General features: G+C 41.3%; 26 protein-coding genes and 1 pseudogene. 16 read left to right on the top strand and 11 right to left on the bottom strand.

All coding sequences use genetic code 11. The annotated features are described in order from the left end of the window. The first annotated feature begins 13 nt into the window (after positions 1–13). The gene (locus V7K53_RS14135) at positions 14–3,385 is read left to right on the top strand and encodes a PAS domain S-box protein (protein WP_335198136.1); all 3,372 of its coding nucleotides are present in this window, start codon (positions 14–16) and stop codon (positions 3,383–3,385) included. A 206-nt stretch (positions 3,386–3,591) separates the two neighbouring features. Next, the gene (locus V7K53_RS14130; RefSeq protein ID WP_335198135.1) at positions 3,592–3,969 is read left to right on the top strand and encodes a response regulator transcription factor; all 378 of its coding nucleotides are present in this window, start codon (positions 3,592–3,594) and stop codon (positions 3,967–3,969) included. A 296-nt stretch (positions 3,970–4,265) separates the two neighbouring features. Here V7K53_RS14130 and V7K53_RS14125 read toward each other — a convergent pair whose 3' ends face one another. After that, positions 4,266–4,820: a pentapeptide repeat-containing protein gene (locus V7K53_RS14125; protein ID WP_335181055.1), complete on the bottom strand. Its 555-nt coding sequence runs from the start codon at positions 4,818–4,820 to the stop codon at positions 4,266–4,268. 327 nt (positions 4,821–5,147) lie between these two features. Here V7K53_RS14125 and V7K53_RS14120 point away from each other — a divergent pair, with 327 nt between their 5' ends. Further along, complete coding sequence (locus V7K53_RS14120) at positions 5,148–6,242, top strand: phosphotransacetylase family protein (protein ID WP_335198134.1); 1,095 nt, start codon at positions 5,148–5,150, stop codon at positions 6,240–6,242. Positions 6,243–6,293: 51 nt separating this feature from the next. On the opposite strand, the gene V7K53_RS14115 is transcribed toward V7K53_RS14120, so the two are convergent. Further along, entirely contained in the window at positions 6,294–6,788 is a 495-nt protein-coding gene (locus V7K53_RS14115) for a DUF4188 domain-containing protein (RefSeq protein WP_335198133.1), read from the bottom strand. A 96-nt stretch (positions 6,789–6,884) separates the two neighbouring features. Between V7K53_RS14115 and V7K53_RS14110 the strand changes: the two genes are divergently transcribed. The 4 genes from V7K53_RS14110 to V7K53_RS14095 all read left to right on the top strand — a co-directional run bounded on the left by V7K53_RS14110 (position 6,885) and on the right by V7K53_RS14095 (position 9,102). Further along, on the top strand, positions 6,885–7,430 hold the full coding sequence (locus V7K53_RS14110) for a PadR family transcriptional regulator (RefSeq protein ID WP_335198132.1): 546 nt from the start codon (positions 6,885–6,887) through the stop codon (positions 7,428–7,430). An 84-nt stretch (positions 7,431–7,514) separates the two neighbouring features. Further along, entirely contained in the window at positions 7,515–8,018 is a 504-nt protein-coding gene (locus V7K53_RS14105) for a hypothetical protein (protein ID WP_041565591.1), read from the top strand. Between the two features lie 87 nt (positions 8,019–8,105). Next, positions 8,106–8,504 (top strand): MAPEG family protein, encoded by a 399-nt coding sequence (locus tag V7K53_RS14100; protein ID WP_335198131.1) that lies wholly within the window; start codon positions 8,106–8,108, stop codon positions 8,502–8,504. A gap of 106 nt (positions 8,505–8,610) precedes the next feature. Further along, positions 8,611–9,102, top strand: coding sequence for a YajQ family cyclic di-GMP-binding protein (locus V7K53_RS14095; protein ID WP_012411046.1), 492 nt, complete (start codon positions 8,611–8,613; stop codon positions 9,100–9,102). A 63-nt stretch (positions 9,103–9,165) separates the two neighbouring features. Here the strand turns inward: V7K53_RS14095 and V7K53_RS14090 are convergent, their stop codons facing one another. Both V7K53_RS14090 and V7K53_RS14085 read right to left on the bottom strand, forming a co-directional pair. Beyond that, on the bottom strand, positions 9,166–9,723 hold the full coding sequence (locus V7K53_RS14090; protein WP_335198130.1) for a glutathione S-transferase family protein: 558 nt from the start codon (positions 9,721–9,723) through the stop codon (positions 9,166–9,168). A gap of 6 nt (positions 9,724–9,729) precedes the next feature. After that, the gene (locus tag V7K53_RS14085; RefSeq protein WP_335198129.1) at positions 9,730–10,194 is read right to left on the bottom strand and encodes a hypothetical protein; all 465 of its coding nucleotides are present in this window, start codon (positions 10,192–10,194) and stop codon (positions 9,730–9,732) included. A gap of 45 nt (positions 10,195–10,239) precedes the next feature. Between V7K53_RS14085 and V7K53_RS14080 the strand changes: the two genes are divergently transcribed. Together V7K53_RS14080 and V7K53_RS14075 are read left to right on the top strand one after the other, a co-directional pair. Continuing rightward, positions 10,240–10,398, top strand: coding sequence for a hypothetical protein (locus V7K53_RS14080; protein ID WP_335198128.1), 159 nt, complete (start codon positions 10,240–10,242; stop codon positions 10,396–10,398). A gap of 234 nt (positions 10,399–10,632) precedes the next feature. Continuing rightward, positions 10,633–11,352 (top strand): tetratricopeptide repeat protein, encoded by a 720-nt coding sequence (locus V7K53_RS14075; RefSeq protein ID WP_335198127.1) that lies wholly within the window; start codon positions 10,633–10,635, stop codon positions 11,350–11,352. A gap of 232 nt (positions 11,353–11,584) precedes the next feature. On the opposite strand, the gene V7K53_RS14070 is transcribed toward V7K53_RS14075, so the two are convergent. Continuing rightward, the gene (locus V7K53_RS14070) at positions 11,585–11,995 is read right to left on the bottom strand and encodes a hypothetical protein (protein WP_335198126.1); all 411 of its coding nucleotides are present in this window, start codon (positions 11,993–11,995) and stop codon (positions 11,585–11,587) included. A gap of 307 nt (positions 11,996–12,302) precedes the next feature. Further along, entirely contained in the window at positions 12,303–12,392 is a 90-nt protein-coding gene (gene psaM / locus V7K53_RS14065) for a photosystem I reaction center subunit XII (RefSeq protein WP_040630342.1), read from the bottom strand. Between the two features lie 200 nt (positions 12,393–12,592). Here psaM and V7K53_RS14060 point away from each other — a divergent pair, with 200 nt between their 5' ends. The 5 genes and pseudogenes from V7K53_RS14060 (at position 12,593) to V7K53_RS14040 (ending at position 19,562) form a co-directional block, all read left to right on the top strand. After that, positions 12,593–13,858 (top strand): FGGY-family carbohydrate kinase, encoded by a 1,266-nt coding sequence (locus V7K53_RS14060; protein ID WP_335198125.1) that lies wholly within the window; start codon positions 12,593–12,595, stop codon positions 13,856–13,858. 468 nt (positions 13,859–14,326) lie between these two features. Further along, positions 14,327–15,685 (top strand): annotated as a pseudogene (locus V7K53_RS14055) (IS701 family transposase). Between the two features lie 833 nt (positions 15,686–16,518). After that, complete coding sequence (locus tag V7K53_RS14050; RefSeq protein WP_322660741.1) at positions 16,519–17,124, top strand: DUF3038 domain-containing protein; 606 nt, start codon at positions 16,519–16,521, stop codon at positions 17,122–17,124. 249 nt (positions 17,125–17,373) lie between these two features. After that, positions 17,374–19,002 (top strand): DUF4335 domain-containing protein, encoded by a 1,629-nt coding sequence (locus V7K53_RS14045; RefSeq protein ID WP_335198157.1) that lies wholly within the window; start codon positions 17,374–17,376, stop codon positions 19,000–19,002. Between the two features lie 275 nt (positions 19,003–19,277). Next, positions 19,278–19,562: a YiaA/YiaB family inner membrane protein gene (locus V7K53_RS14040; protein WP_289796743.1), complete on the top strand. Its 285-nt coding sequence runs from the start codon at positions 19,278–19,280 to the stop codon at positions 19,560–19,562. 119 nt (positions 19,563–19,681) lie between these two features. Here the strand turns inward: V7K53_RS14040 and V7K53_RS14035 are convergent, their stop codons facing one another. The 3 genes from V7K53_RS14035 to V7K53_RS14025 are packed head-to-tail and all read right to left on the bottom strand — an operon-like array spanning position 19,682 to position 20,778. After that, positions 19,682–20,143 (bottom strand): ferredoxin, encoded by a 462-nt coding sequence (locus V7K53_RS14035; protein WP_335198124.1) that lies wholly within the window; start codon positions 20,141–20,143, stop codon positions 19,682–19,684. Continuing rightward, on the bottom strand, positions 20,143–20,529 hold the full coding sequence (locus V7K53_RS14030; RefSeq protein WP_012406942.1) for a DUF1257 domain-containing protein: 387 nt from the start codon (positions 20,527–20,529) through the stop codon (positions 20,143–20,145). Before V7K53_RS14030 ends, V7K53_RS14035 begins: the two co-directional genes overlap by 1 nt. A gap of 39 nt (positions 20,530–20,568) precedes the next feature. Continuing rightward, a complete protein-coding gene (locus tag V7K53_RS14025; protein WP_094328129.1) occupies positions 20,569–20,778 on the bottom strand; it encodes a DUF2997 domain-containing protein in 210 nt (69 codons plus the stop codon). 553 nt (positions 20,779–21,331) lie between these two features. On the opposite strand from V7K53_RS14025, the gene V7K53_RS14020 reads away from it, so the two are divergent. Next, on the top strand, positions 21,332–21,877 hold the full coding sequence (locus tag V7K53_RS14020) for a protein-tyrosine phosphatase family protein (protein WP_335198123.1): 546 nt from the start codon (positions 21,332–21,334) through the stop codon (positions 21,875–21,877). A gap of 45 nt (positions 21,878–21,922) precedes the next feature. Continuing rightward, a complete protein-coding gene (locus tag V7K53_RS14015) occupies positions 21,923–22,645 on the top strand; it encodes an SAM-dependent methyltransferase (protein WP_335198122.1) in 723 nt (240 codons plus the stop codon). A gap of 117 nt (positions 22,646–22,762) precedes the next feature. On the opposite strand, the gene V7K53_RS14010 is transcribed toward V7K53_RS14015, so the two are convergent. Together V7K53_RS14010 and V7K53_RS14005 are read right to left on the bottom strand one after the other, a co-directional pair. Then, entirely contained in the window at positions 22,763–23,536 is a 774-nt protein-coding gene (locus V7K53_RS14010; protein WP_335198121.1) for a hypothetical protein, read from the bottom strand. 11 nt (positions 23,537–23,547) lie between these two features. Continuing rightward, complete coding sequence (locus V7K53_RS14005; RefSeq protein WP_335198120.1) at positions 23,548–24,432, bottom strand: hypothetical protein; 885 nt, start codon at positions 24,430–24,432, stop codon at positions 23,548–23,550. Between the last annotated feature and the right edge of the window lie 219 nt (positions 24,433–24,651).

Raw genomic sequence — 24,651 nt, 5'->3', positions numbered from 1 at the left:
AGAAACCTCAACCATGTTTAACCAACTTGATGAATACAACAGTCAGCTATTTGAACAATGTCCTGTTGGGCTAGCACTATGCCGAACAGATGGGACGCTAGTTAGCATCAATCCCGCCTATGCTGCCATTTTGGGGCGAACTGTTTCAGAAACCCTTAATCTCACCTACTGGCAGATTACCCCAGAAAAATATGCTGCTACGGAGCAATCTTGCCTAGAAGACTTGGAACGAACTGGTCGCTATGGGCCTTATGAGAAGGAGTACATCCACAAAGGCGGGCATTTGGTTCCGGTAAGGTTATCTGGACTGATGATTGAGAAAGATGGGGAGCAACTGATCTGGTCTAGTGTGGAGGATATCAGCGACCTTCGACGCGTTCAGCAGGAAGGCCAACATACTGAACAAATCCTGAAACAGAGTGAAGCTCGATACCGTTCTCTGGTGACAGCTAATACACAAATTGTCTGGGTAAGCACACCAGATGGAATTTGCTTTGAACTGGCAAGCTGGATAGCCTATACAGGTCAAAGTCTAGCTGAAGCGGAAAATGGGGGCTGGATTGATGCCGTTCATCCTGACGATCGCGCCTATACCGGAGAAGTCTGGAGTGCTGCCGTGGCAAACCTAAGTATGTATCAAATTGAATACCGAATTCGTGGCAAGGATGGCAACTATCGCTACTTTTGGGTCTGGGGTGCGCCCGTTATAGAAGAAGATGGCAGTGTCCGAGAGTGGATTGGCACCTGCACCGATATTCATGAGCGCAAGCTGGCAGAAGCCGAAAATCAGCGTCTTAAAGAACGATATCGCTCATTAGTAACTGCTACTTCACAGATCGTCTGGGGAGCTACCCCGGAAGGGCTGGGAATAAGTAGTGAAATGCTTACATGGATGGACTATACAGGGCAGAGCGAAGCTGAAGTAGAAGGTTGGGGCTGGATCGATCCAATTCACCCCGATGACCGTGCCAACTCTACAGAAGTTTGGAATGCTGCTGTGGCAAACCGAGGTATTTACCAAACCGAATATCGGCTGCATGGTAAAGATGGCACATACCGCTACTTTTGGGTCTGTGGTGCCCCCGTCCTGGAAGAAGACGGCAGCATTCGGGAATGGATTGGCACCTGTACTGATATCCACGATCGCAAGCTGGCTGAAACTGAAAATCAACGTTTATTTGATATGTTGAATCATTCCAGCGATGCCATCATTGTCCGCGACATGAGCGACAAAATCTCTCACTGGAATCAGGGTGCCGAAAGACTCTACGGTTGGACGCGTGAGGAAGTGAAAGACCAATACATTCACGCATTTCTAAAATCAACCTTTCCAAAACCTTTAGAAGAAATTCTATCAGAGTTTCTACGGGAGGGCACTTGGGAAGGAGAACTGGAACACATCACGCGCGATGGCAGACCGATCGCCGTTCAGAGCCGCTGGACTTTGCAACGAGATTTATCCGGTCAACCCTGCGCCATGCTAGAAATCAATACTGACATCACAGCCCGTAAACAAGCAGAAATTGCTCTGCGGCAACTGAATCAAGAACTGGAAGCCAGAGTTGTCGAGCGGACGGCTGCCTTGCAAAATACCTTAGCAGAAGCGCAGGGATTAAATGCCATTTTAGATAACTTAGCTGATGGTTTGTTAGTGGCAGACACCGCAGGACAAATCACCCACTTCAATCCTGCCTTTTTAAGTATGTATGGATTGACAGCTACCGCCCTCAACGGTCACTACCGAGAATTGCCGATATCTGGTTTAACAGACCTGGTTACACGAACTCAGTCCCATCCCGGTGAGGTGTTCTCTGCCGAAGTTGCACTGACTAAGGAACGCATTGGTCAGGCAGTGGCAACCGCCATTTTCAAAAAGACGACAGATTCAGAACCCGCTGCCTGCTTCGGTTCGGCATTGCTGATTCGGGATGTGACGGCAGAAAAGGAAATCGACCAAATGAAAACCGACTTTATCTCAACAGTTTCCCATGAGCTACGGACGCCACTGACTTCTGTCCTCGGTTTTGCATCCATCATTCAAGAAAAGCTGGAAACCGATGTGTTCCCAATGATTTCTACCGAAGACCGCAAGCTTCAGAAAACGATTAAGCGGGTGGCTGATAATCTCAACATTATTGTGTCGGAAGCAGAACGGCTCACGTCTTTGATTAACGATGTTCTGGACATCGCCAAGATGGAAGCAGGTAAGGTGGAATGGCAGATGCAGCCGATCGATCCCAGTGAATTACTGGATTGGGCAACCAATTCTACTGCCGGGTTATTTGAAAGCAATGGCTTGCAGTTGGTCAGTGAGATTGAACCTGGACTGCCTCAAATAGTAGGCGATCGCAACCGTCTGCTGCAAGTTTTAATCAACCTGATTTCTAATGCCGTTAAGTTTACCGAATCTGGTTGTGTTACCTGTCGCGTCAAACAAGGAAACGACGGTGTTTGCATTAGCGTCATCGACACAGGCATTGGGATTGCACCTGAAGACCAGCCGAAAGTATTCGAGAAATTCCGCCAAGTTGGCGATACCCTCACCGACAAACCCAAAGGCACTGGGTTAGGACTGCCCATCTGTAAACAAATCGTCGATCATCACGGCGGTAGAATCTGGGTTGAAAGTGAACCAGGTAAAGGCAGCATATTCTCGTTCATCATTCCCACCTACGCCAGCGATCAAAAAACCACTGCTAATCTGAATTTGGATACGCTAGTCAAACAACTCAAAGAACACGTCATTACCAAAAGCGCTGTGTTGAATCAAAACGGTAAAACCATTTTGGTTGTAGATGATGACGCTAACATTCGGGAACTGCTGCGTCAACAACTGGAAAACGAAGGTTACAATGTTCGCGAAGGAAAAGACGGTATGGATGCAATTCATCAAATCAAAATAGCCCGTCCCGATTTGATTCTCTTGGACGTGATGATGCCCCAAATCAACGGCTTCGATGTGGCAGCCGTTCTCAAAAATGATCCTCAGACCGCAGACATTCCAATTATCATTCTGTCAATTATTGAAAACAAAGAACGGGGCTACCATATTGGTATCGATAGATATCTTACCAAGCCCATTGACACAGAAAAACTCCTCAACGAAATTGGCTCACTGCTTTACCAAGGCACTTCTAGTAAAAAGGTATTGGTTGTAGATAAAAATGCATCAGCCTTAAAAACCCTATCAGATGTACTACAAACTCAGGGATATAGCGTGATTGAAGCCTCCGATCCGCAAGAATGTATTTATAAAGCCCTGTCAGCCAAACCTGACATGATCATCATCGATTCTATCTTCTCTCAAGAAGCCGATTTGGTGAAAACCCTCCGGTTTGAGAAGGAGTTGGAAAATGTATTTTTTATTATGCTGTCAGAACAGTAATTGCTAGGGAGTGGGGACTGGGGACTGTGCAAAAAGCAAGGGAGCAGGCTTGTCGTGAGCGTAGCCGAACAGGAGCAAGGGAACAGAATTTTCCCCTCCGCCTCTTTTCAATGCCCAATGCCCAATACTTCGACTCCCTTCTACTACGCTCAGGGCAAGTCGCTCAGTACAAATGCTCAATTGCCAATTCCCAATCCCCAATCCCTATGAACCAGAAAATTCTAATTGTTGACGATGAACCCAATATCTTGATTTTGATGGAACAAGCCTTAGAAGCATTAGAAGATGAGGGTGTTGAACTTCTAACTGCTAGAAATGGAGAAGAAGCTCTCGAAACTATTAAAACTGAAAAACCCAACCTAGTTTTTCTTGATGTAATGATGCCTAAAATGAATGGTCTGCAAGTCTGCCATATTGTAAAACACGACCTGCAAATGACTGATATCTACATTATAATTTTGACAGCTAAAGGACAGGAGTTTGATAAACAAAAAGGAATTGAGGTTGGTGCAGACTTATATCTAACTAAACCATTCCGCCCCAAAGAAGTGCTTGAAAAATCAATGCAGGTGTTGGGTATTTGAGGAAATTTATGAAGGCTTTTCATCTGCGATCGCTTCCAATTTAACGTAGGCGATCGCAGTATTTGGTAGTGCTAATTCATCCGCAATGGGCATAGCTTGCTTCTGCAACTAGGCTATTATGACTTTTAATCACCAAGTGTTTTTAGATATAACTAAATATTTTTTAAATTATTAAAAGTAGCTGCGATCGCATCTATTTTTGAGCCGCTATTTCAAAGCTATCCGCACCTTTGATAAGTGAGAAAACTATTGAGACGAACATTAACCAAGAGTCTTCAACAGAGAACACTTACTCTTCATTCACAAATTTGGCGACTATGAACAACACTACCATCTGGGCTAGTAGTAGTGGTGTATATAATGGCTCCACTGATGTTGGCATTTTTAACACCAGTCAAATTGGCATCAGTGATGTTAGCACTGTTGAGAGAAGCTCCGCTCAAATCAGCGTCGGTGAGATTAGCGCCAACCAAATTGGCAACATTCAAACCCACATTATTGAGACAAGCTCCACTCAGGTTGGCTCCACTCAAAACGGCGGTGAACATTTCGGAACCACTAAAATTAACACCAACCAAGTTAGCGTCGTTGAAGATACACTCAGTCAAATCGGAAGTACTCAAGTTAGCGTAACTCAAGTCGGCACATTCAAAGGTAGCGGAAATCATCATACTCTTACTGAAGTTAACTCCACTGAGATTAGCATTTGTGAAATCAGTGCAACTAAAATCACCCTCACTCAAGTCGGCGCCACTGAGATTAGTACCAATCAACTCGCTATCGCTCAAATCAGTGCCCCTAAAATCTCTCTCTCCAGCAGCATACCTTTTCAGCAATTCTTCAATATCCATTCCATAACTTAAATCCTGCATCAAACAACAATAAAGATAACCCACTCAATCTGTGGCAAATCCTCTTTGACCCTACCAACCCTTCCATAGCAACGAAGCTCTTAGATTTTTAGTTTGGTATTTGTTGGTAATGACAAATCTTCAAGGTAGGCGTACAGGTTAGCAGAGCCGACACAAGGAAAGAAAACCTTTCTTCTGCCCCTGCTGATTCAGAAGGTAATTCTGGGAAACCTTAATTTGTGAGAGCGAGAGGCTTTTGCCAGAAGGAACTAGAATTAGGAAACACCTAGCTGGGTTCTTCTGACTTTTGAAATTAGGAGTGCATGTGTGCCAAAATCCCCTAAATATTTGCTGATTGGATCGACCGAGAATTACAGCGGTAAATCTGCAACTGTTCTGGGTTTGTCTCATCAGCTACAGCAAAAAGGTCTGGATATTACCTACGGTAAACCGCTCGGTACGTCTTTCAATTCGTCCAGTGGAACCGTAGTTGAAGAAGATGTCCAGTTCATCGCTCTTAGCCTCAATTTGCCGGAAAACCGCGTTGCACCTACAATGCTGGCTTTGGATGAACCAAATGTGCAAAAGCGCTTGCGAGGGGAAGACAAAACCGATTATCAGCAGTCCCTAATACAGCAATATTTACATAAATCTCAAGGAGATTTAGTGTTACTGGAGGGGCCTGGTGATTTGTCCGAAGGCAATTTGTTTGACTTGTCTTTACTGCAAATGGCTGAGGTATTGGATGCTGGCGTGCTGTTAGTAGCCCGCTATAAATCGTTGCTTTCGGTTGAGGCACTATTGGCTGCTAAAAGGCGTGTGGGCGATCGCTTGATTGGAGTTGCGATCAATGATATCCCTGTCACCCAACTAGAAGCAGTTGAAACTCTCGTGCTACCATTTTTGGAACAGCAGGGTATTCCGGTGCTAGCAATGCTGCCAAACAGCGATTTGCTCCGCAGTGTGAGTGTTGGCGAACTAGTCAAACAGTTAAAGGCTGATGTTCTCTGTCGCAACGATCGTATGGATTTGTTGGTGGAAAGTCTGGCAATTGGAGCGATGAATGTCAATTCAGCTGTGAAATATTTCCGCAAACGCCGGAATATGGCAGTGGTGACAGGAGGCGATCGGGTGGAAATTCAGCAAGCGGCTTTGGAAACTTCTACCCAATGTTTAATTCTCACTGGGCAACTACCACCCCCACCGTTTATTCTCAGTCGCGCTGAAGAACTAGAAATACCCATTTTGTCTGTTGACTTAGATACCCTAACTACTGTCGGAATTGTTGACCGCACTTTTGGTCAAGTCCGTGTCCACGAGCCGATTAAGGTTCAGTATATTCGTCAGTTGATGTCCGAGCATTTTGACGTTGACCGCTTGTTATCCAAACTAGGTTTAACTCCCGCAGCGGCATTGTCTTAGATTCATCAACTCAAACTTTTAAGAGCATCTATTAGTTAGGAGGCTGTATTGCTAGGATACAGCTGGTTCGCCGTCACCTCCCAGGCGACGGCGTGCTGTTTCCTTCCGCCCCCTCGCTAGGACGTGTTTAGTTGCAGCAGCTAATCCAAAGACAGGCATATTGCCGTAAATCGCCTCATATCTTCCCAGCTCGATTACATAAGTTTCATGCCAAATACCAACACTGCCATCAGCACCAACGGCTTGATTAAACCTTTGCCAAGCTTTTAAATGTGCATCGGCTGGATTTCTGGCAAAACGCTCCAAATCCTCTAACGATCGCCAATACTGAATCAATCCTACCCCTCGCCAGTAAACAAAAGTTTCTCCCCCTAAAAACCCTTTTTCAGGATTCTGATTAAGGCTTTGTAGCATGGGCGACATTGCCCTAGCTGTGGGAATCCATTTGGAAAAAGCGAATAATTTATTAATTCGCATCCCAATCAGAAACACAACAAAGGGTTCATCAATCTCGGCTGTAAATCGTCCTGGTATTACTTGAGGCATCTCTCACTCCTTGTTATTTAAGTTAATATGCAACTAATTGCATATTAACTATCTTTATGCAATTAGTTGCATAAGTCAAGTAGTGAATTAAAAATTATGGCATTAGCGCACGCAATATTAGCGGCTCTGGTTGACGCATCCTGTAGTGGGTATGATTTAGCAAAACGATTCGATGGCTCTGTAGGCTTTTTCTGGTCAGCAAGTCACCAGCAGATTTATCGGGAGTTGTCGAAGCTAGAAGAACAAGGATGGATCGGTTCTGAGTCGATTCTTCAAGCAGGACGGCCAGATAAAAGGCTCTACAGCGTTACAGACTTGGGAGAACAGCACCTCAAAGAGTGGATTGCTCAACCTTGTGAACCCACACCGATTAAAGATGATTTACTAGTTAAAATTTTTGCTGGTCATATTGTTCCTAACCAAACCATTTTGGCAGAGCTAGAACATCACCAAAAAGCCCATCAAAAAAAATTGTCTACGTACCATAACTTAGAACAGCGTTACTTTCAGAATCCGCATGAACTCTCAGAACCGGGCAAATTTCAGTACTTGACTCTCTTAAATGGCATTAGTTATGAAACACATTGGCTAGCCTGGTGTAACCAAGTAATGGAGTTACTGAACCAAACAATCGAAAAATAGTCGCAATGTCTAACTTAAGTTTTCTTCGCATCTACACGCTGTTTGGTAAAATATCTGGGTCGTTTAGTCTGATTATCTCCATCTTTGAGCCAATCAACAGACCTTATTAACCTCGATACATTAGCCCAAGAATTGGCGACAATCCAGCAAACAGGTTCTAAAAGAATTGCTTTGCTAGGTTCTCGTCACGTCCCGATAACGCATCAGAATCTTATTGAAATGATGACTTATGCCCTAGTTTTATCGGGTAATCGAATCATTACTTCTGGTGCTACAGGTACAAATTCCGCGGCCATCAAGGGAGCAACGCGGGCTGATGCAAATTTGTTGACGGTGATTCTACCCCAAAGCCTGGAACGCCAGCCTTTAGAATCGCGCCAGCAACTAGAACAGGTAATGCATCTAGTCGAAAATCCCAGTAATGATAATCTGTCTCTGGCGGAAGCTAGTTACTTGTGCAACAAAGAAATTGTCTCCCGTTGCCAGCAACTAATCTGCTTTGCGTTTCACGACAGCCGCACCCTGTTACAAACTTGTCAGGATGCAGAAGAACAAAGAAAAGTGGTGACGCTTTTCTACTTTGATTAGTCATTTGTCATTTGTCTTTTGTCATTTGCATTTGACTAATGACTGATGACTGATGACTGATGACTAATAACCAACGACCAATAAGTAATGATAATTTTTTTGTACTCGATCGCTGCTGCTGCATTTCTCATTTATGTGCCATTTTTGCTAGTAGCTTATGCCCGTGCGCGTATTAGTTCTGAAATGGTTTCTACTCCTCGCGCCATGTTTGATAAATTGCCACCTTATGCCCAACGGGCTACTTGGGCACATCAGAACACCTTTGAAGCCTTTATGATATTTGCCGCAGCTGCATTGATGGCTTATGTAACTGGTGTAAATTCTTTTACAGCCCAAGTGGCTGCGATCGCCTTTGTGGTGGCTCGTTTCCTATACTCGATTTTTTATATTTTGAATATACCCCTTTTGCGGTCGCTCATGTTTGCCACTGGCATCTTTAGCTGTGGCACTCTCTTTTTCTTGAGCATCATCCAAGCTACTAGTTAATTGGGGCTGGGGTATGGGGACTGGGGAAAAGTTTTCCCAATACCCAATCTAAAAATTGTTCGACTGAGCGAAGTCGAAGTCCAAAATCTAAAATCCAAAATGTTTTATGGCTTCTACTTTTTCCTTTGACATTGTGAGCGACTTTGACCGACAAGAGTTGGTTAACGCTGTCGATCAAGTTATACGAGATATCAAAGGTCGTTACGACCTTAAAGATACTGAAACTACTGTCGAGTTAGTTGAAGAAAGCATTAACGTTAGTACTGACAGCGAGTTTACCTTAGATTCTGTACACACCATTCTGCGAGAAAAAGCCGCCAAGCGTAACCTCTCCCAAAAAATCTTTGATTTTGGCAAGGTTGAATCAGCCAGTGGTAATCGCGTGCGTCAAGAAATCAAACTCAAAAAAGGCATAAGTCAGGAAATCGCCAAACAAATTTCCAAATTGATTCGGGATGAATTCAAGAAGGTACAAGCTTCAATTCAAGGGGATGCTGTGCGGGTTTCTGCCAAATCTAAAGATGACTTGCAAGTTGTCATGCAGCGGCTAAAACAAGAAGACTACCCAGTTGCTTTGCAATTTACAAACTATCGTTAAAAGATTCGTAATTCGTAATTAAATTTTTAACTACGAATTACGAATTATGAATTACGAATTATTTTAAGTCCGTCCGCCAATACTTCTTTGAAATGCCGGACGCTCAGATAATTGCTTCATATAGTTCAAAACTGCTGGATAGGGGCTGAGGTCTAGCTTCAGTATCATGGGAATGTAATTCAGAATAGACCCCACTGCCACATCAGCAACAGTGAACTGATTGCCAAGTAAAAAAGGTTGCTTACTGAAAATTTCATTTAACGGAGTCAACAAGCGGGGCATTTCCCGCTCTCGATTCTCCTCTCCAAAAATCCCTGGAGCAAGGGTAGCATTGGCAAACAACACCCATTGGGAAAATAGAGCATTTTCCTCTGGTGAAAGTGGAGTTTTACTATACTTATCGGCAAGATACAGCAAAATTGCCCCAGATTCCCAAAGCTGAAAATCCTCATCAACAATTGCTGGGACTTTACCAAATGGGTTAATTGCCAAATATGAAGGCTGGAGGTGTTCACCCGCCTGCATATCAAGCTTAACGAATTCGTAGGGAATTCCTAATTCCTCTAAATACCAGTGAACAATTGATGCTCGACTACGAGCGCCACCGTAAAGTTTTAGCATAATTACTTAAAGCACTTTGTGAGTGTGAGAATGCTGTTTAATATTGTCTTCTTTGGTGACAACTCTGGCGGCGTTTAACACCCGTTTCCGCTCAATGGAATACTTAAATTCAGTGTAGTTTGTACCCAAGGGAATCAGGGATTTTGCAGATTCACGACGCTTGTATGTACGAGCTGCTGCAAATGCCCGTGGCACAAATTCCTCTCCAAACTGAGCTGACTCTGGAAAGCCATCTGGTAGCAGTGGTGAATCGCCATCCAGCACAGATCCCAAAGTTGTGGCATAAGCCAGCTTATAGGAGGTAGGAATGCCCTTTAACAGGGCTTCCAAAGCAGCAGAGGGAATCGGTTCTATAACTTCGATTTGATAAACTTCTCCATCTTCTTTGACGAAGCAGGTTGCCAAGCCGATAACAATGTAATCATCAGTTGCTAAATCAGGGGCATTGGGATAGGAAATTGCAGTTGTCATCAGGAAATTTCTCAAAACTTAAAAATTGAATTTAGGGAATGGGGCATGGGGTATTGGGCACTTGTACTGAGCGTTGCCGTTGGCGCAGCCTCTCGTAGAGAAGTATTGGGCATTAATTTTTCCCTGCTTCCTCATCCCCTGTTTAATGAAAGGCTTGTTGGCATTCTACCAATTTGTCGCTCTCACTACTTGACTATTCTTTGAGATTTAACGTCTGCTATTTCTGGAATTTGCCTTCGGGATCAAGTATCCATGAATAGGTTTGAGGAGCAATTGTTTATTTAGGGCGTAGATTTCTACTGGTGTAAGTAGTTAAATTCAGTCTTGAGATGGCTTTCAAGTAACCATAAATACCTTAAAAATAGACACAGTGGTAAAACCACCATCTGTAAAAACTAGACTTTTATTTCATAAAGCAGGGATTTCAGGCAGGGAAAGATGAATATTCACTCATTTTTAGCTGACGATGACCAGCAAAATAACCAATATAAATATGTTCTAAATACTACAAACAAACTTCAAGAGCGGAGGAAAAGCGATCGCAGTGAATCTATTTTTAGGGATAGCGACTTACGCTCTTTTGCTTTGAAGTTGGCTCAACAAGGAGATTATACTGAGGCGATCGCACTTTTAAGCCAACTAATTTTCCGCCATCCCCACAATGCTGTTGATTACAACAACCGGGGGCTAATTTATTTCCAAAGTGGCGACAGGGAAAAAGCTCTTTCCGACTATAATACCGCCCTGAAATTTAATCCTTATTTGGCTAGTGCTTATAATAACCGCGCAAATTACTACGCGGCCTGTGGAGAATTAGCAGTAGCTATTGCCGACTACGATCGAGCGATTGATTTGAAACCTCACCATGTTCGGGCGTGGATTAACCGAGGCATTACCTGGCGTGATTTGGGGCAATACGAGGTGGCAATTGAGAATTTTGAGCTAGCACTGCTTTTCGGTCAACTAGAAGGTCATATCTGGGCTGAACGCGGCAGAACTTACCATCTTTGGGGCGACTGGAATTGTGCGATCGCTGATTATCGTCGCGCCCTTACTCAACTACCCTCTCTCGACAACGATAAGGATATTCCTGGTTGTCGCTTGCGTTTACAACTCGAAAATTGGCTAGACGAGTTACTATCTCAATCAGCGTCCTAATTGGTAGATTAGTTCTTCTGGGGGATTCAAAATTCAAAATAATTGATTGATTAATTTTGAACTAGAGTTTAGTGACGCTGTATCGCTAATGACTAATAGATGATAACTACATAGCTATTCAAAAATTAGCTATTAACCATTACTTCTTAGCAATAATAATATAAATTAACACCCGGTTTATACGTAGCCTGAATCACAATAAACCTAAATAATCCCAAATTCGCCATTTATCTTAGGGTAACGAGTCTGTTTGCTCATCTTCTCGGCGATCTTGATTCATCAACACGATCTGACGCTGGCTGGGATCGAATCGGTATCCTTGTCGTTGTCTAATAATTTTAGCTTCTTGCGGATCAAAGTTACGACTAAATTCTGCCTGCAAAGCATTGACATGTCCTTCCATCAGCTTGACTTCAGTACTCATTTCTCGCAATTTTTCTTGCTGTAACCAGTGATAAGGCAAGAGTTGTGTTAGAGCAGATGCTGCAACGGCAGTAATCACAAGATTGACCGCTATTTTGGCTGTACTTTCCAGTGCCATCACCTGGTAAGAACGTTGACGAAGATGCCGCTTTGGTCGAGAAATGATCCGGCGTTTTTGTATAGGTTGTAACGGTGGTCTGGAGGGTTGAATCGCGTTCATGATGCTAAAAGATAACCTCGCTTAGTGAAGGGAAGTACTATCAAGAGTGCTGAGTTGGAAATATAACTCAGCAACCAGCACTCGATACTCGGAGCTGAATTAGCACTCAGCACTCCTGAATGCTTGATTTAGCTGTCATATTACTTCATTTTTTTGAAATAGCTACAAGTGTCGCACTAGTTAAAAAATAACCTGGCTTACGTAAGTGCAAGGTTTCTAGGTACTTATGACATAAAGCCATAAAGTTTGGAAATTGCACCCCGTACTGCCAGGATTATTAGCTTTTCAACTGTGTCACATCGGAGCCTTATTTGTAAAGTTCTGTGGCTAATCGCCAAGCTAGAACTCCTGGGATCAAGGCTACAACTAGAGCGATGTAGACTTGAGTATCTGAGATAGAAGATATCTGAGCGATGTACAGAGTATCTAAGATAGGCATGGCTGAAAACCTCCTAACCTGAATAGATTTTGAACAGTTCGTTTACTACTTTTCCTTGTTTTGCCAAGATTGTGGAATATCTTGTTACAAGATGCAACAAAAGCAGTTATTAGTCAGTAGTTCTTATTTATTCTCCATTAAAAAAATTTATAAAAATTATGAATTTATATCTGGGTATCGACTTCGGCACATCTGGCGGACGCGGTGTGGTGATTGACGAGGAAGCCTCTTGTATTCAGGCAGAGGTGCGATATCCCTTCCATGACTCACCAGATGCCGTTACGCCAAAAATTTGGCAGGAGGCTTTGTTTGCGTTGGTGGAACAAATACCTGACCAATTGCGGCGAGAAATTAAAGCGATCGCAATTAATGGTACTTCCTCTACCGTCTTGCTGGTCGATGCTGCTGGCAACCCTGTAGATGCACCATTGCTGTACAACGATGCGCGGGGATCATGCGTCCTAGAGCATTTGAGGAGTATCGCACCCCCCAATCATACCGTGTTGAGTGCCACCTCTAGCCTAGCCAAACTTTTGTGGATGAGGCAATTACCGTCTTTTAGTGAAGCTAGATATTTCCTGCATCAAGCCGATTGGCTGGCGTTTCTGCTGCATGGACAGTTGGGTATTAGCGATTACCATAATGCTTTAAAGCTGGGTTATGACGTAGAAAAGTTGAAATACCCAGAATGGCAAGAATTGCTAGAAATACCAATTCAGCTGCTACCCAAAGTTTTAAGTCCTGGGACTCCGATAGCTCAATTGCGCCCTGAGATTGCAGATAAGTTCGGTTTACGCCGTGATTGTCTGGTGTGTGCTGGTACAACTGATAGTATTGCCGCTTTTCTCGCCAGTGGGGCAAAATTACCTGGTGAAGCCGTGACATCCCTTGGTTCAACGTTGGTACTAAAGTTGTTAAGTCGTACTCGTGTAGAAGATGCCAGATATGGGATTTACAGCCATCGGTTGGGTGATTTGTGGCTAACTGGGGGCGCTTCTAATACTGGGGGTGCAGTACTAAAGCAATTTTTCACAAACGCTGAGTTAGCAAGCCTTAGCCGGAAGATTGATGCATCAAAAGCTAGCGAGTTAGATTATTATCCGTTGTTGAAGGTAGGCGATCGCTTTCCAATTAACGATCCCAATCTACCCCCACGTTTGGAACCACGCCCAGATAATCCAGTGGAATTTTTGCATGGGTTATTAGAAAGCATTGCCCGCATAGAAGCGCGAGGGTATGAATTATTACAACAAATGGGAGCAGACAAACTGAGCCGTGTTTATACTGCTGGCGGTGGTGCGGCGAATGATACTTGGACTGCAATTAGGGCGCGTCATTTGCAGGTTCCTGTAGTCGCGTCAGTGTACACAGAAGCGGCTTACGGAACGGCGCTGTTGGCGATGGGAGATAGAAAAAGGGGTTAATCAACAACGCATCTTTTGGTAGATATCTTTTAAATCAGTATCTATCCCAGTGACAATCGACATATCTCGGCCGATACTGGGATGATTAGATACCGGACTATAGATTCCAGGTTCATAATCTGGGCAGCTATTCGGGGATGGGTGATTTGCAGCAAGCGAATGTCATCCATCCCCTTTCCTAATTATTGGTGTGGGTTCTGAAGGGATTAGGAGAAAAAGGTTCTTTAAGAAGGTTTGACCTGCGCGATCGAGATTATCATCTAGGGAAAAGGTGAGGCTGCGGACTCGTATTTTATCGCTTTTAATATCTAGTGGCTGTGTCAAGTCTTTGGGATATATCAAAAAGGCTTACTCACATTTTGCTGTGTTTGCGTAGCCGATCATTTGATAAATATCCCTCTTCTGTCACTTTCCGGGTATTCTGAATAAAAGAATAAAAAAATAAAACCCTGAAAGGTAAGTAGGGCAATGGATGTAGAATTACAAATCCTCAAGCATTTGGCGAGAGACGCTCACCCAACAGTTGCGATTGTAGATGAATATTGTACAGAGTATAAAGACCTGTTTAAAGAAGTAAGAAATTATGAGTGCTTCAAATATTTACATCTGGGGATAATGTCACCAATCAAAAGAAAATCGTTACCAGAGATAGCGAAAGCCGTAAGTATAAACTCAGCGAGCGTCATTACATCATTTTTTAGCTAATTCAGGTTGGTCAGTAGAGGAATTAAAACAACGAAGATTAAATAAACTAAAAAAAGCATTGGATGGCAATGCAATTACAGTAGTAATAGATGAAACAGGAGATAGGAAAAAAGGTAAAAAGACCGGAGGCGGAGCGTCTCCGGCTCCGCTGATTATGTAGCCAGGCAATATTTAGGGAGTTTCGGAAAAGTCGATAATGGAAACGTTTGCAGTCAATGCTTATGGACTTTACTCTAATATAACTTTTCCTTTAAGTGTAAAAATATTCAAACCAAAAGGAACGCTAAAAGAAGAAGATAAATACAAAACTAAAATAGAGTTAGCATCAGAAATTATTACAGAGCTAATTGAATCGGGCTTTACTATTGAATTAGTACTAGCGGATAGTTTATATGGTGAAAGCAGCCAATTTATTAGAAAACTAGTTGAATACAAATTAGATTATGCCGTAGCGATAAGAAATAATCATGGAGTCTGGTTGCCAGCAGTACAGAGCGTTAGGGCGAATAAGTGGTGTAAAGAAAGAGAGAACATTTAGCAATCAGAAATCAGAAATTAGATACATTAGGGAAATAGTTTATGGTAAAAAAAGAGCCATAACTTACTGGGAAATGACTACTGATCCAGAAACCATGCCGGAAAATTCTACCTTCTTCGTGATGACGAATCTGCAAGGTAATCTCAAGAAAATCTTAGGTGACTTATATGGATTAAGAACCTGGGTAGAATATGGGTTTCGACAGTGTAAACAGGAACTAGGCTGGACAGATTACCGTTTTACTAATTTCCAACATATTGAAAGGTGGTGGGAGATTATTTTTTGTGTTTACACTGCGGATTAGTTTAAATTCGCCAGTCTTCTTAAGCTTAAATTAATCTCGTCAATTTGAGACTGAGGTACAAGAAAATAGTGATGTGGATTTTTCTAATCATCCGCAATGGAACCATGAATTTGGATGGAAGAATACTTTAAATAATCTGCGTCTCATTATCCAACCACTTTTACTATTTTGGTTAATTTATCCCTGGTTAAGTATTTTCCCTAATTCACATTTGTTAATGGGATTCAATCATTTAATTGCCGCAATAAATCAATTTAAACCTTGTTATGCTTCTGGATGATTTAGCTCCTGAACTACTTGCTTATTTCGGAAAGTGACAGAAGAGGGATATCTGTATTTCCTGACAGTTTAGGGGCTTTATACTTTGTATCCAAAATTACTATTGTTTTGCCAGTAGCAGCATCACACAGTAATATACCCCTCTCCTAAGAAAACAGAATGGTTTCTTAGGAGAAGGATACCTCTGCCCATTAACTTCATAAATGAGTTTTGATATGTGCGTGGTTTGTGGTTAGAGTTATACTACCAACTAAGTTGGAATAAATCAATTGCTCAACATCTTCAAACGCTGACTTTATCAAATTTTTAAGTTTGTCATCACTTTTATTCATGGAGGCATCAATCGTCCTGATGTTGCCCAGCCTATACTGAAATAACAGGCTGCACACGGGTAAAACTCAGTTGGGGTAATGTCCAGCAGCAAAAAGTGCCTTTAGCAAACAGGTAAAATATTTGTAGAGTAATTATGTATACATTAAGACCAAGTAATAAATATCAAGAAATTTCAAAATTTAAAACCGCAAATAAATTAGGAGGTATTCTACATAATTACTTAGCGATCGCTAGCGGTTAGCACTTAAAACAATAGTTTATTTATACTCTGATACGGAGCTAACAGTGAAAGTCAAGTAAACCTTAATTAGAATTGATAATTTTTTACTTTGTCGAAAATAAATTTTCATCTAGAGTAAGACAAAGATATCTACTGTTTACCAGATAAAAAAGCTAGCTGAAGCCTCTGGCTCATAGCTATCTATGGGAAACCAAGCTTGATTCTTAAGAGTCTGGTTTCAAAATGGGTAACAGCAACATCCCCTATCAGCTCGATCACCTATGCTAAAAGTTATGCACTCGGCCGCCAACTCAGCCACTCCAAATTCCCAGTGGGAGGATTTAATCAAGCTTCCAGCCCCAAACACAGTTCAATGGGACAATATCAAAACCCAATTAGACTTGGTGCTGTTGGCGCTAGAAACCTTAACTGGGATTGGTTCAGAGGCAATGCTTTCGGCGGCAACCGATCTGAATTTAGAGTCAAGAGTGCCAGACCGCGTAGCTTTATGGCGATTGCGCCAATCAAATCCTCTACGCAAAGGTCAAGGAGGGCGAAAAAAGCTAGATGTCGAAGAAGCGCGATCGCTTGTTTTGATCGTCTGCTACCTAGCCAAACAGCACCAGGAATTGATTCGCCGTGCTGTCGGTCTGTTAGAACAAATGGCAGAAAATAACCGGGAACCTCACCAGGCTGCTTTACTTGGAGACTATATTGATGCTTTTTGCAACACCTACCAAGAGCGGATGGAAGAGGACGAGCAAATCTCAACGGATTTACTAACTAACCTGGCCCTAAAACTGCTTGTAGATTTACTTTTTTACAGCGCTCCTGGTGGGCATCGCCGTCTCTGGCTAGCACTTATAGACCGTTCAACAAAATTTTAAATTTTAGATTTGAAATTCCTCAACCAAAATTTGTTTTCAAAAGTTTGCTAGGTCAGGAAACCTTTTTGATGGTCATTAGTTCTTGAGCGATGCACTATCAACAATGCTTCCTCCTTGCACGCCAGTTTGCATAACAGAAGGAACCTAACAAATTTCTGAGTGGAAGAATCCACCGTTCCAACTTTTCTTTGCAAGCAACTGGCTCAATTTTTGCAAAATCCCAATATAGTCTTCTTCGTAGTTCCTGTCATGCCTCTATCAAATTCAGTTATTCGTTGCTACACACCACCGACTTGCACGCTAGAAGTATTCGCGCAAAGCTCACCTTTGTCTCGTTGGATGGGGAAAACTGTCCTCAAACATCTGAGTTTTGAGCTACGTTTTGACGATCCCCGACTACCAGAAGAACAAAGAGTTCCAATTCGGGGCGATCGCGAGCAACTCGAAGCTTTATGTGATGCTGTTACCAACTATGTACAGCAATTTCTCCAACAGTCTCCAGAAAGCTTTTGGGTCAGTTTCTCCAGTACCCAAGAGTCAAGTACAGCACTGGACGATCCGGAATTAAAGTCTTCAACAAAAACATTAAATGCTTTTAGTAACCAGATTCCAGGGACAAATATCCACTTAGAACCAAGCAGCTATTTAACTCACAACCTATTTCTTGGTTCTCTGGCCAACTATTCATCTGGCCCCGTCATTCAACTCAGTTTGCTGCAACTATTCGATTTGGCAAGTGCTTTAGATGAATACTCAACTGATGTCATGGCACTTCCAACTCTCAACAGCACAGGTTCGACTCTGAGGTTTCCTGCTTGGGCACCTATTGCCGCAGTATTAGTATTAGGTGTAGGTTTTTTACCAGTTACTTGGCAATATGCTAACAATATTAGAGAAAAGCAACAGCAGACAGCCAAAACATCAAATTCAGAAGCAGTAAAGACTGCTCTAGAACCTTCATCCTCGCTAAACTTCCCCACCCCTGAACCTGGGCTAACCCCTCCATCAAATAATTTGCTAGGTTCTACCCCTCCACTTTCTACATCCACTTTACCCCAAGCACCTCTAACAGCCCCTAGTTCTAGTAGTTTCTCTGCATCGCCACCAAATACATTGACAATACCTCAAGGGACGACTGCAACCCTCCCTAGTAATCGAGCGATGCCTCCGGCGAGCTTCCCTAACGCACCATCCAGCAAAATCCCAGGCCAGGAAATTGCCATATTACCAAATCTGGGACAGAATCCAACCGGGTCAAGTCCCCAAGCTGGTGCCGGTGCTATCCCTCAACTGCGGAATTTGCCACCCAGACTATCTTCTAACGCAAATAGCCTACCAACTAATATCTCACCAGTCCTGCCTCCATCTCTTGACACCATACCCAATAAGAATCGTGTCAATACCCCAACTCAACCCTCCCCACTAACCTCACAACAGTTAGACGAAAGAATCCGTTCCTTACAGCAATCTTCTGCTGGAGAGAAACCTACTTCACAACTTCCCTCCTCTAGAACTGCTGCTAATAATCCATTTATCGATCAATTAGGGGACGCAAGTAAAAACCCCACATCCAGAGAAGTAGCTACTGGCACATTATTTGACACACCTCAAGTAGCAGAAGCTAGACAATACCTCACAAAGCGTTGGCAACCACCCACTGGACTGGGACAAACATTAGAGTACAGTTTGGTAGTTGGTGTTGACGGCACAATTGAACGAATTTTCCCCCTTAATAAGGCAGCAAGAGAATTCGTTGATAACGCTGGGATGCCTGAAGTTGGCAAACCTTTTGTTTCCGCTAATAAAAATGGACAAAATGTCAGAATTCGGGTTGTTCTTAGTCCTGATGGCAAGGTACAGACTTTTCCAGATGAATAACTAAACTCATCCTTTGAATGCCACTTGTAAAACTGGTACAAATCTTGTGCCAGTTTTACTTACTACATTGCTATTAAGCTCACTTGTTGAAGTCCAGTTAGGAAACTGGTCTTACTATTAATTACCAGTAAACCTACCAAGCAATATAATTACTGTTAACACCAATTCTCCAAAAATAAACTATAGATACAAGTCTGAAAACCCAGATTAAATCTTACGCTTCTTAATTACGAATTAAGAATTGGTATTAATAACTCATATCAAAGGTAGAAAATATGCAAACAATTGGTACCCAAAAAGATAGTGCAGCTTGGGTTATTCAAACTTGGGCAGCTTTTGTGATTTCTATTTCTATGACCAGCTTCGGTATTGTAAACTTACCTGTAAATGGCTGGGTGAAAGGCTTTATGGGTATGGGTATGGCTTTCTCTGTTGGCTCAACTTTTACTTTGGCAAAAACTACTAGAGACTTGCATGAAACTAGAAGATTAACCGCTAGGTTAGACGAGGCAAAAGTAGAAAAATTACTTTCACAACACGATCCTCTAAATTTCAAATGAAGGAAGTTAGCCCTTATAAAGAATTCAAAATTATCCTTGCATCAGAAATTAAATACATAACGAAAAACAAAAGGACTGGATATACCAGTCCTTTATTATATTGATTTAACGTTTTTATCTTAATAACGGGATTTTTTGGTTTTTAACTTTTGCTTTTTACGCCGACGTTCGCTAGCAACAACTGCCTGTTCTACAGGATAACCCACTAAAGGAATTACTTGATATTTGCGCTCGTCTTCTAATTTTCTCAGTTCAGTGTAATCAACCCAATGAATGCAATCAACCGGACAAGTGTCAATTGCTTCTTGAATAATTTCCTCAGCGTCCCCATCTTGCCGAACCACGCGCGATCGCCCGTAATCTGGTTCAATATAAAAGGTGTTACGCGCAACATGAGCGCAATGCTTACAGCCAATACAGGTGATTTCGTCAACATAAACACCATTTTGGCGGAACACACCACCCAATTCCGGTTCTAAACCAGAACGTTCTGGGGCATCCCGTAAAAAACCCCCTAATTCTGGTTCCAAACCGGAACGGTTATCTTCTTGTTCTTCCGGCGACGGCAGAAAATCAGCCATTACGCACTCCAGCGCTGTACTACCAGGCGAATTGAACCATCTTCATTTTTTTGTTGTTCAGAAACTTGAAAACCAACACGAGCGGTTTCTTTGACAACTGTTTGATAAGCATAGCGCTGTGTTACTTGGCGCAAAAATCCATCTACAGACAAATCTTGTTGCCAATATTGCAAGTCAGCCACCAATTCATATTCTTTGCCATTCCATCTAAAGCCGATGTCATAGCCATTTTCCTGCTCAATACTAACTTCCGCAGGATGGGTTTGACCGCGATAGCCACGAACTTCGCGTGGGCCGGGTTTCCAGTCTACGCCCAATTCAGTCAAAGCATCTTTCAAAGAATCAAGGTTACGGATTTGAGTCTTAATTTGGCTAAAGTGTGACATGGTGGTTGTGAATTAATAACACTAAACTACTGTGAAAACTTACCAATCGCTGTAAGTGGTGTGTGTATTCGCCACATTAGATTGCTGCACCTTGGCGGCGAAATATTCTGAGGTTGGCTCATGATTAAGTACTTGCCCTAGCTGTGCCTCTATTGCTGCTGTAACTTCAGCGCAAGAATTACCCACAATGCCAGTGACTTTCTCTTGTACCCGACCGTCTGGATAGATTATGAACTCTAATGTCTCCATTCTTTTGGTCAACCAGGATAAGTACGCTTAAATTGTACTGCCTTAGCAGAAGGCTAAAAATATAGCCGTAGGAACATTTTTAGATACAAACTCGCCATTTGTTAACTAATGTTCCATCTTTCAACATATATATCTCAGAATCTTTACGAAACTTATTAGTATTATAAGCACACACATCAGTATTTAGTTAGTTTCTCTTAACCTCATTGATTAGTCAAGGTAACTACTGGAGCTAGCTAAGTAAGCTGCAAAAGTCCTAAAAACAAGCATTAGAGGTAGTATAGACAGCAAAACAATTCACAAAAATATAAAATTTATTGAAAAACTTTATTATGACCGTGCGATTTAGATTATTATCCTAAGATTTTTCAGGTAGGTTTGATGCAGCGCAGTATCAGCCTAGAGCAAGATAGCGAGGTATACCTACGTAGGCATTGCATTAGGTCTTTAGATTAGTAACTTTAGCTTGCATTGAGTGTAAAGGGGATTTTTAAACTGCGATCGCCATTTTCTACCATTGGTTAGATTTACCAACCTCGACTTTAGACTAAATATGTACAAATTTGCCCCAGCTTGGGAAAAGGAGCAAATAGTCTTTGGTGCTGCACGACCTGGATACACTGACAAGAATGTTCAGGATTGGATAGAATTCATGAAGCGCCAAGATATCAAGCGAGTTTGCTGTCTTCTTGATGAACAACAGCTAGCTTCTTACTCTAATCTTCTGGACACCTACAAACAGGAATTTGGGAATCAGGTAGTTTGTTGGGCACCAATTGCAGATTTCCATTTATCTGATTTAGAAACTCTTACACATAAAATACTTCCTTTTTTAATAGAAGCCGATAAACAAAATGAGAAAGTTGTTGTACACTGCGCTGGTGGAATTGGGCGTACTGGACATGTGTTAGCGGCTTGGCTAGTTAGTGTCCGAGGATTATCAAATCAAGCTGCAATAAATGCTGTCAAAAGAACAGGTAGAAATCCTTATGAAGCTGCGATCGCTGCTGTATTTATAGGTAAAAATCCTTTAACAGTTATAAAAGAACTGAACGCGCTTCTGAATGATTGCCGTCTAGCAGTGGATAAAACATTTTGAGTTTACTATTATCTTGTTTAATCAGTCCTTTGCGAGGGAAATTATATGGCAATGGTTCTAGATAAAGTAGTTCCTTTTGGGAGGTCAATGGATGAATATATAAAAATATTCAATTTAACAAATGCAGATTTAAATAAAAGAATCATTGGAATTGGGGATGGCCCAGCAAGCTTTAATGCAGAAATGACACGTCAGGGTAAAAGTGTAGTTTCTGTTGATCCACTCTACCAATTTTCTAGCGATGAGATATTGCAAAGATTTAATGAAGTGGTAGATAACATTATTAATCAAGTCAAGGCTACAACGAATGATTGGGTATGGAGCTATCATAAATCACCGGATGATTTGCGACATAATAGGGTGAAAGTTATTCAAGAATTTCTGTCTGATTATGAAGCTGGCAAAAAAAGCAACAGATACACAATCGGTGAATTGCCAAAACTGGCATTTAATAATCAAGAATTTGACATAGCGCTTTGTTCACATTTACTGTTTTTATATTCAGACCATCTCGATTACGATTTTCACCTAGATTCTGTAGGTGAGATGTTGCGTATTGCTAAAGAAGTCCGAATATTCCCCCTCATAACTTTAATGTGGAAACATTCACAATATTTAGATGAAATTGTCAAATATTACACTTCAAAAGGTTACAAGATAGATATTGAAAAGGTTGAATACGAACTACAGCCTGGTGGAAATAAAATGTTGAAGATAACTAGAGATGCTAATGTAATTCGTAATTTTGAATGCTCAATTTCTCAATAATTTTGAATGCGCTCGCGCTTTCAGCTATATGTGTAATATGCTTAGGCGTAACCTAAACTAGACATGGCTGTTTACATTACAGCAGGCAATCTCTAACCTGCTTTAACACCACAATAATTACACAATTAATTCTAGATTAATATTTTTTTCAATCCAGGCGATACCTTTGGGGAGAATTACACAGAAACGATTCTCATAATGGATAAGTGCTTCATCATCTAATGCTTTCAAAATTTGCGTTCTATATCTACTTATATTTGTATATCTAATCCATTTCGTCAAATCTGAATCACTAACTTTATCTGGCTGTTTATAGTACAGAATAATTAAAGTTTTGTCTTCAGAATTTAGTTTTGTATTTTGAATTCGTATAAAACCATCAACTTCTGTTATCAAAGGTATTTTTGTTTCGTTAATGCTTGCAACAATTTTTCTTGCTTCATCAATACTATTAGTATGATAATTACGTATAAGTTCAATTAAAATCCAGTCTGCTAAATGTGCTACAAGTAGAGAATCAGAGTAATTTGGATCTACTTCCCCGCCCACATGAGCAACATTCCTTTTATTTCTAATATCAAGAAGAACTCTTGTTAATTGAGGAATAAAAAACCTGATACCCTCTGGTAAATTCGTGTTGGAAATAACACGATTGATTATTTTTTGAGTATCTAATTGTTTTCCAAATGGTGTAAAATTACCCGTATCTAGAAATTCAATTAAACGTAGAATGCATTCACTGAAACGAGCAGCATTTAATTCAGTTGGACGAAACTTTTTTATAAAAAAGTTTTGTTTGATATTTTGATACTCATTAAGCAATACAATCAGAATATCTTTTGGCAGCTTAGAAGATAAAGCTGTTTCAATATTGGATTTTTGAATACTCACAATTTCTATAGTTACTGAACAGTATCTTCGTTAAGCCATTCTTCCACAAGACTTTCAGCTTCAGATGTAAGATAATATAAATTTTCATGAGTACGACCAAAGTATTTGCTGTAGTCTTTGGTGTTAGTCAAGGCTTTCGTAAAATTATCTTTTTTCACTGAAACAGTTTGATATCTTTTGGTGAGGTACTCGTATGCTAATCCTGGTTTCACAGCGTCTTGAGTTTTTAATTCTTTGATAATGTCGTATAAGGCAAGAAGGGCATACTTAACGCCAGTATCTAATTTTCTTACATCGAAGCTGTCAAACCTTGATGGTAATTGAAGCCACTCTTCGATTTTTTGAGTTTCTTCTTTTGTTATCCGAGAACTTCGACTAGAATTCTTCTTAGTTGACTTTGAATACTCAAAACCAATAATATCTTGGTTTTGCATTTCTACAAGAATTTTATTGACTTCTGCACGTCCACTAGGATTAACTTTAAAAGTTCCATCAGATTTAATAAAGAAACGGCTTGCAATATCATTAAGATGTGTTGAATAATTTTGATCGTATACTCCATTTGTTTTAGCAGCTTGATTCAAGTGTTCCTTATTAGGAACTGGTTCTTCGTGAAGTAAGTTATAAGCCCAAACATAAAGTAAACTAAATCTTTGTTGTTGAGCCTTTTTGTTCTTGCCCTTGTAATCAGGGTTAATTGAAATAAGAATACCCTGTCCATCTTTTTCAAAGTAATTTGAAGGGGCATTAGTTTCAATATTACTTTGAACCGTAGTATTAATAATTCCTTCCTGCAAAGGCTTATCATAGCTGGACTGTGCTTCTTCTAGTGGTTTCTGAAAAGGAGGTAAGACAGGCTGTTGTTCGCGAGTTACAACACGCTGAGAATTTGTCACTTGAGTTAAAGGTACGTAACCCCCCATAACAGATGCAACTTTATCAATTGAAGTATCAGTAAAAGATAAGCTGACCTTCCTTGAATAATGGCTATCCGATTGTTCTTCTTCCAGAGAAAAATTAGGTAGTAGTGCATAGTAATGATAGAATTAAGAAGTGTTGTTCAATACCAGAACTATGTACTGTCCTAAATGCAACTCAAGCAATATAGTTAAAAA

This window comes from Nostoc sp. (genome assembly GCF_036917355.1).
GTDB lineage: Bacteria > Cyanobacteriota > Cyanobacteriia > Cyanobacteriales > Nostocaceae > Nostoc.
Note: the sequence above shows the minus strand (reverse complement) of the source record. Positions and strands in the feature narration are given on the sequence as shown.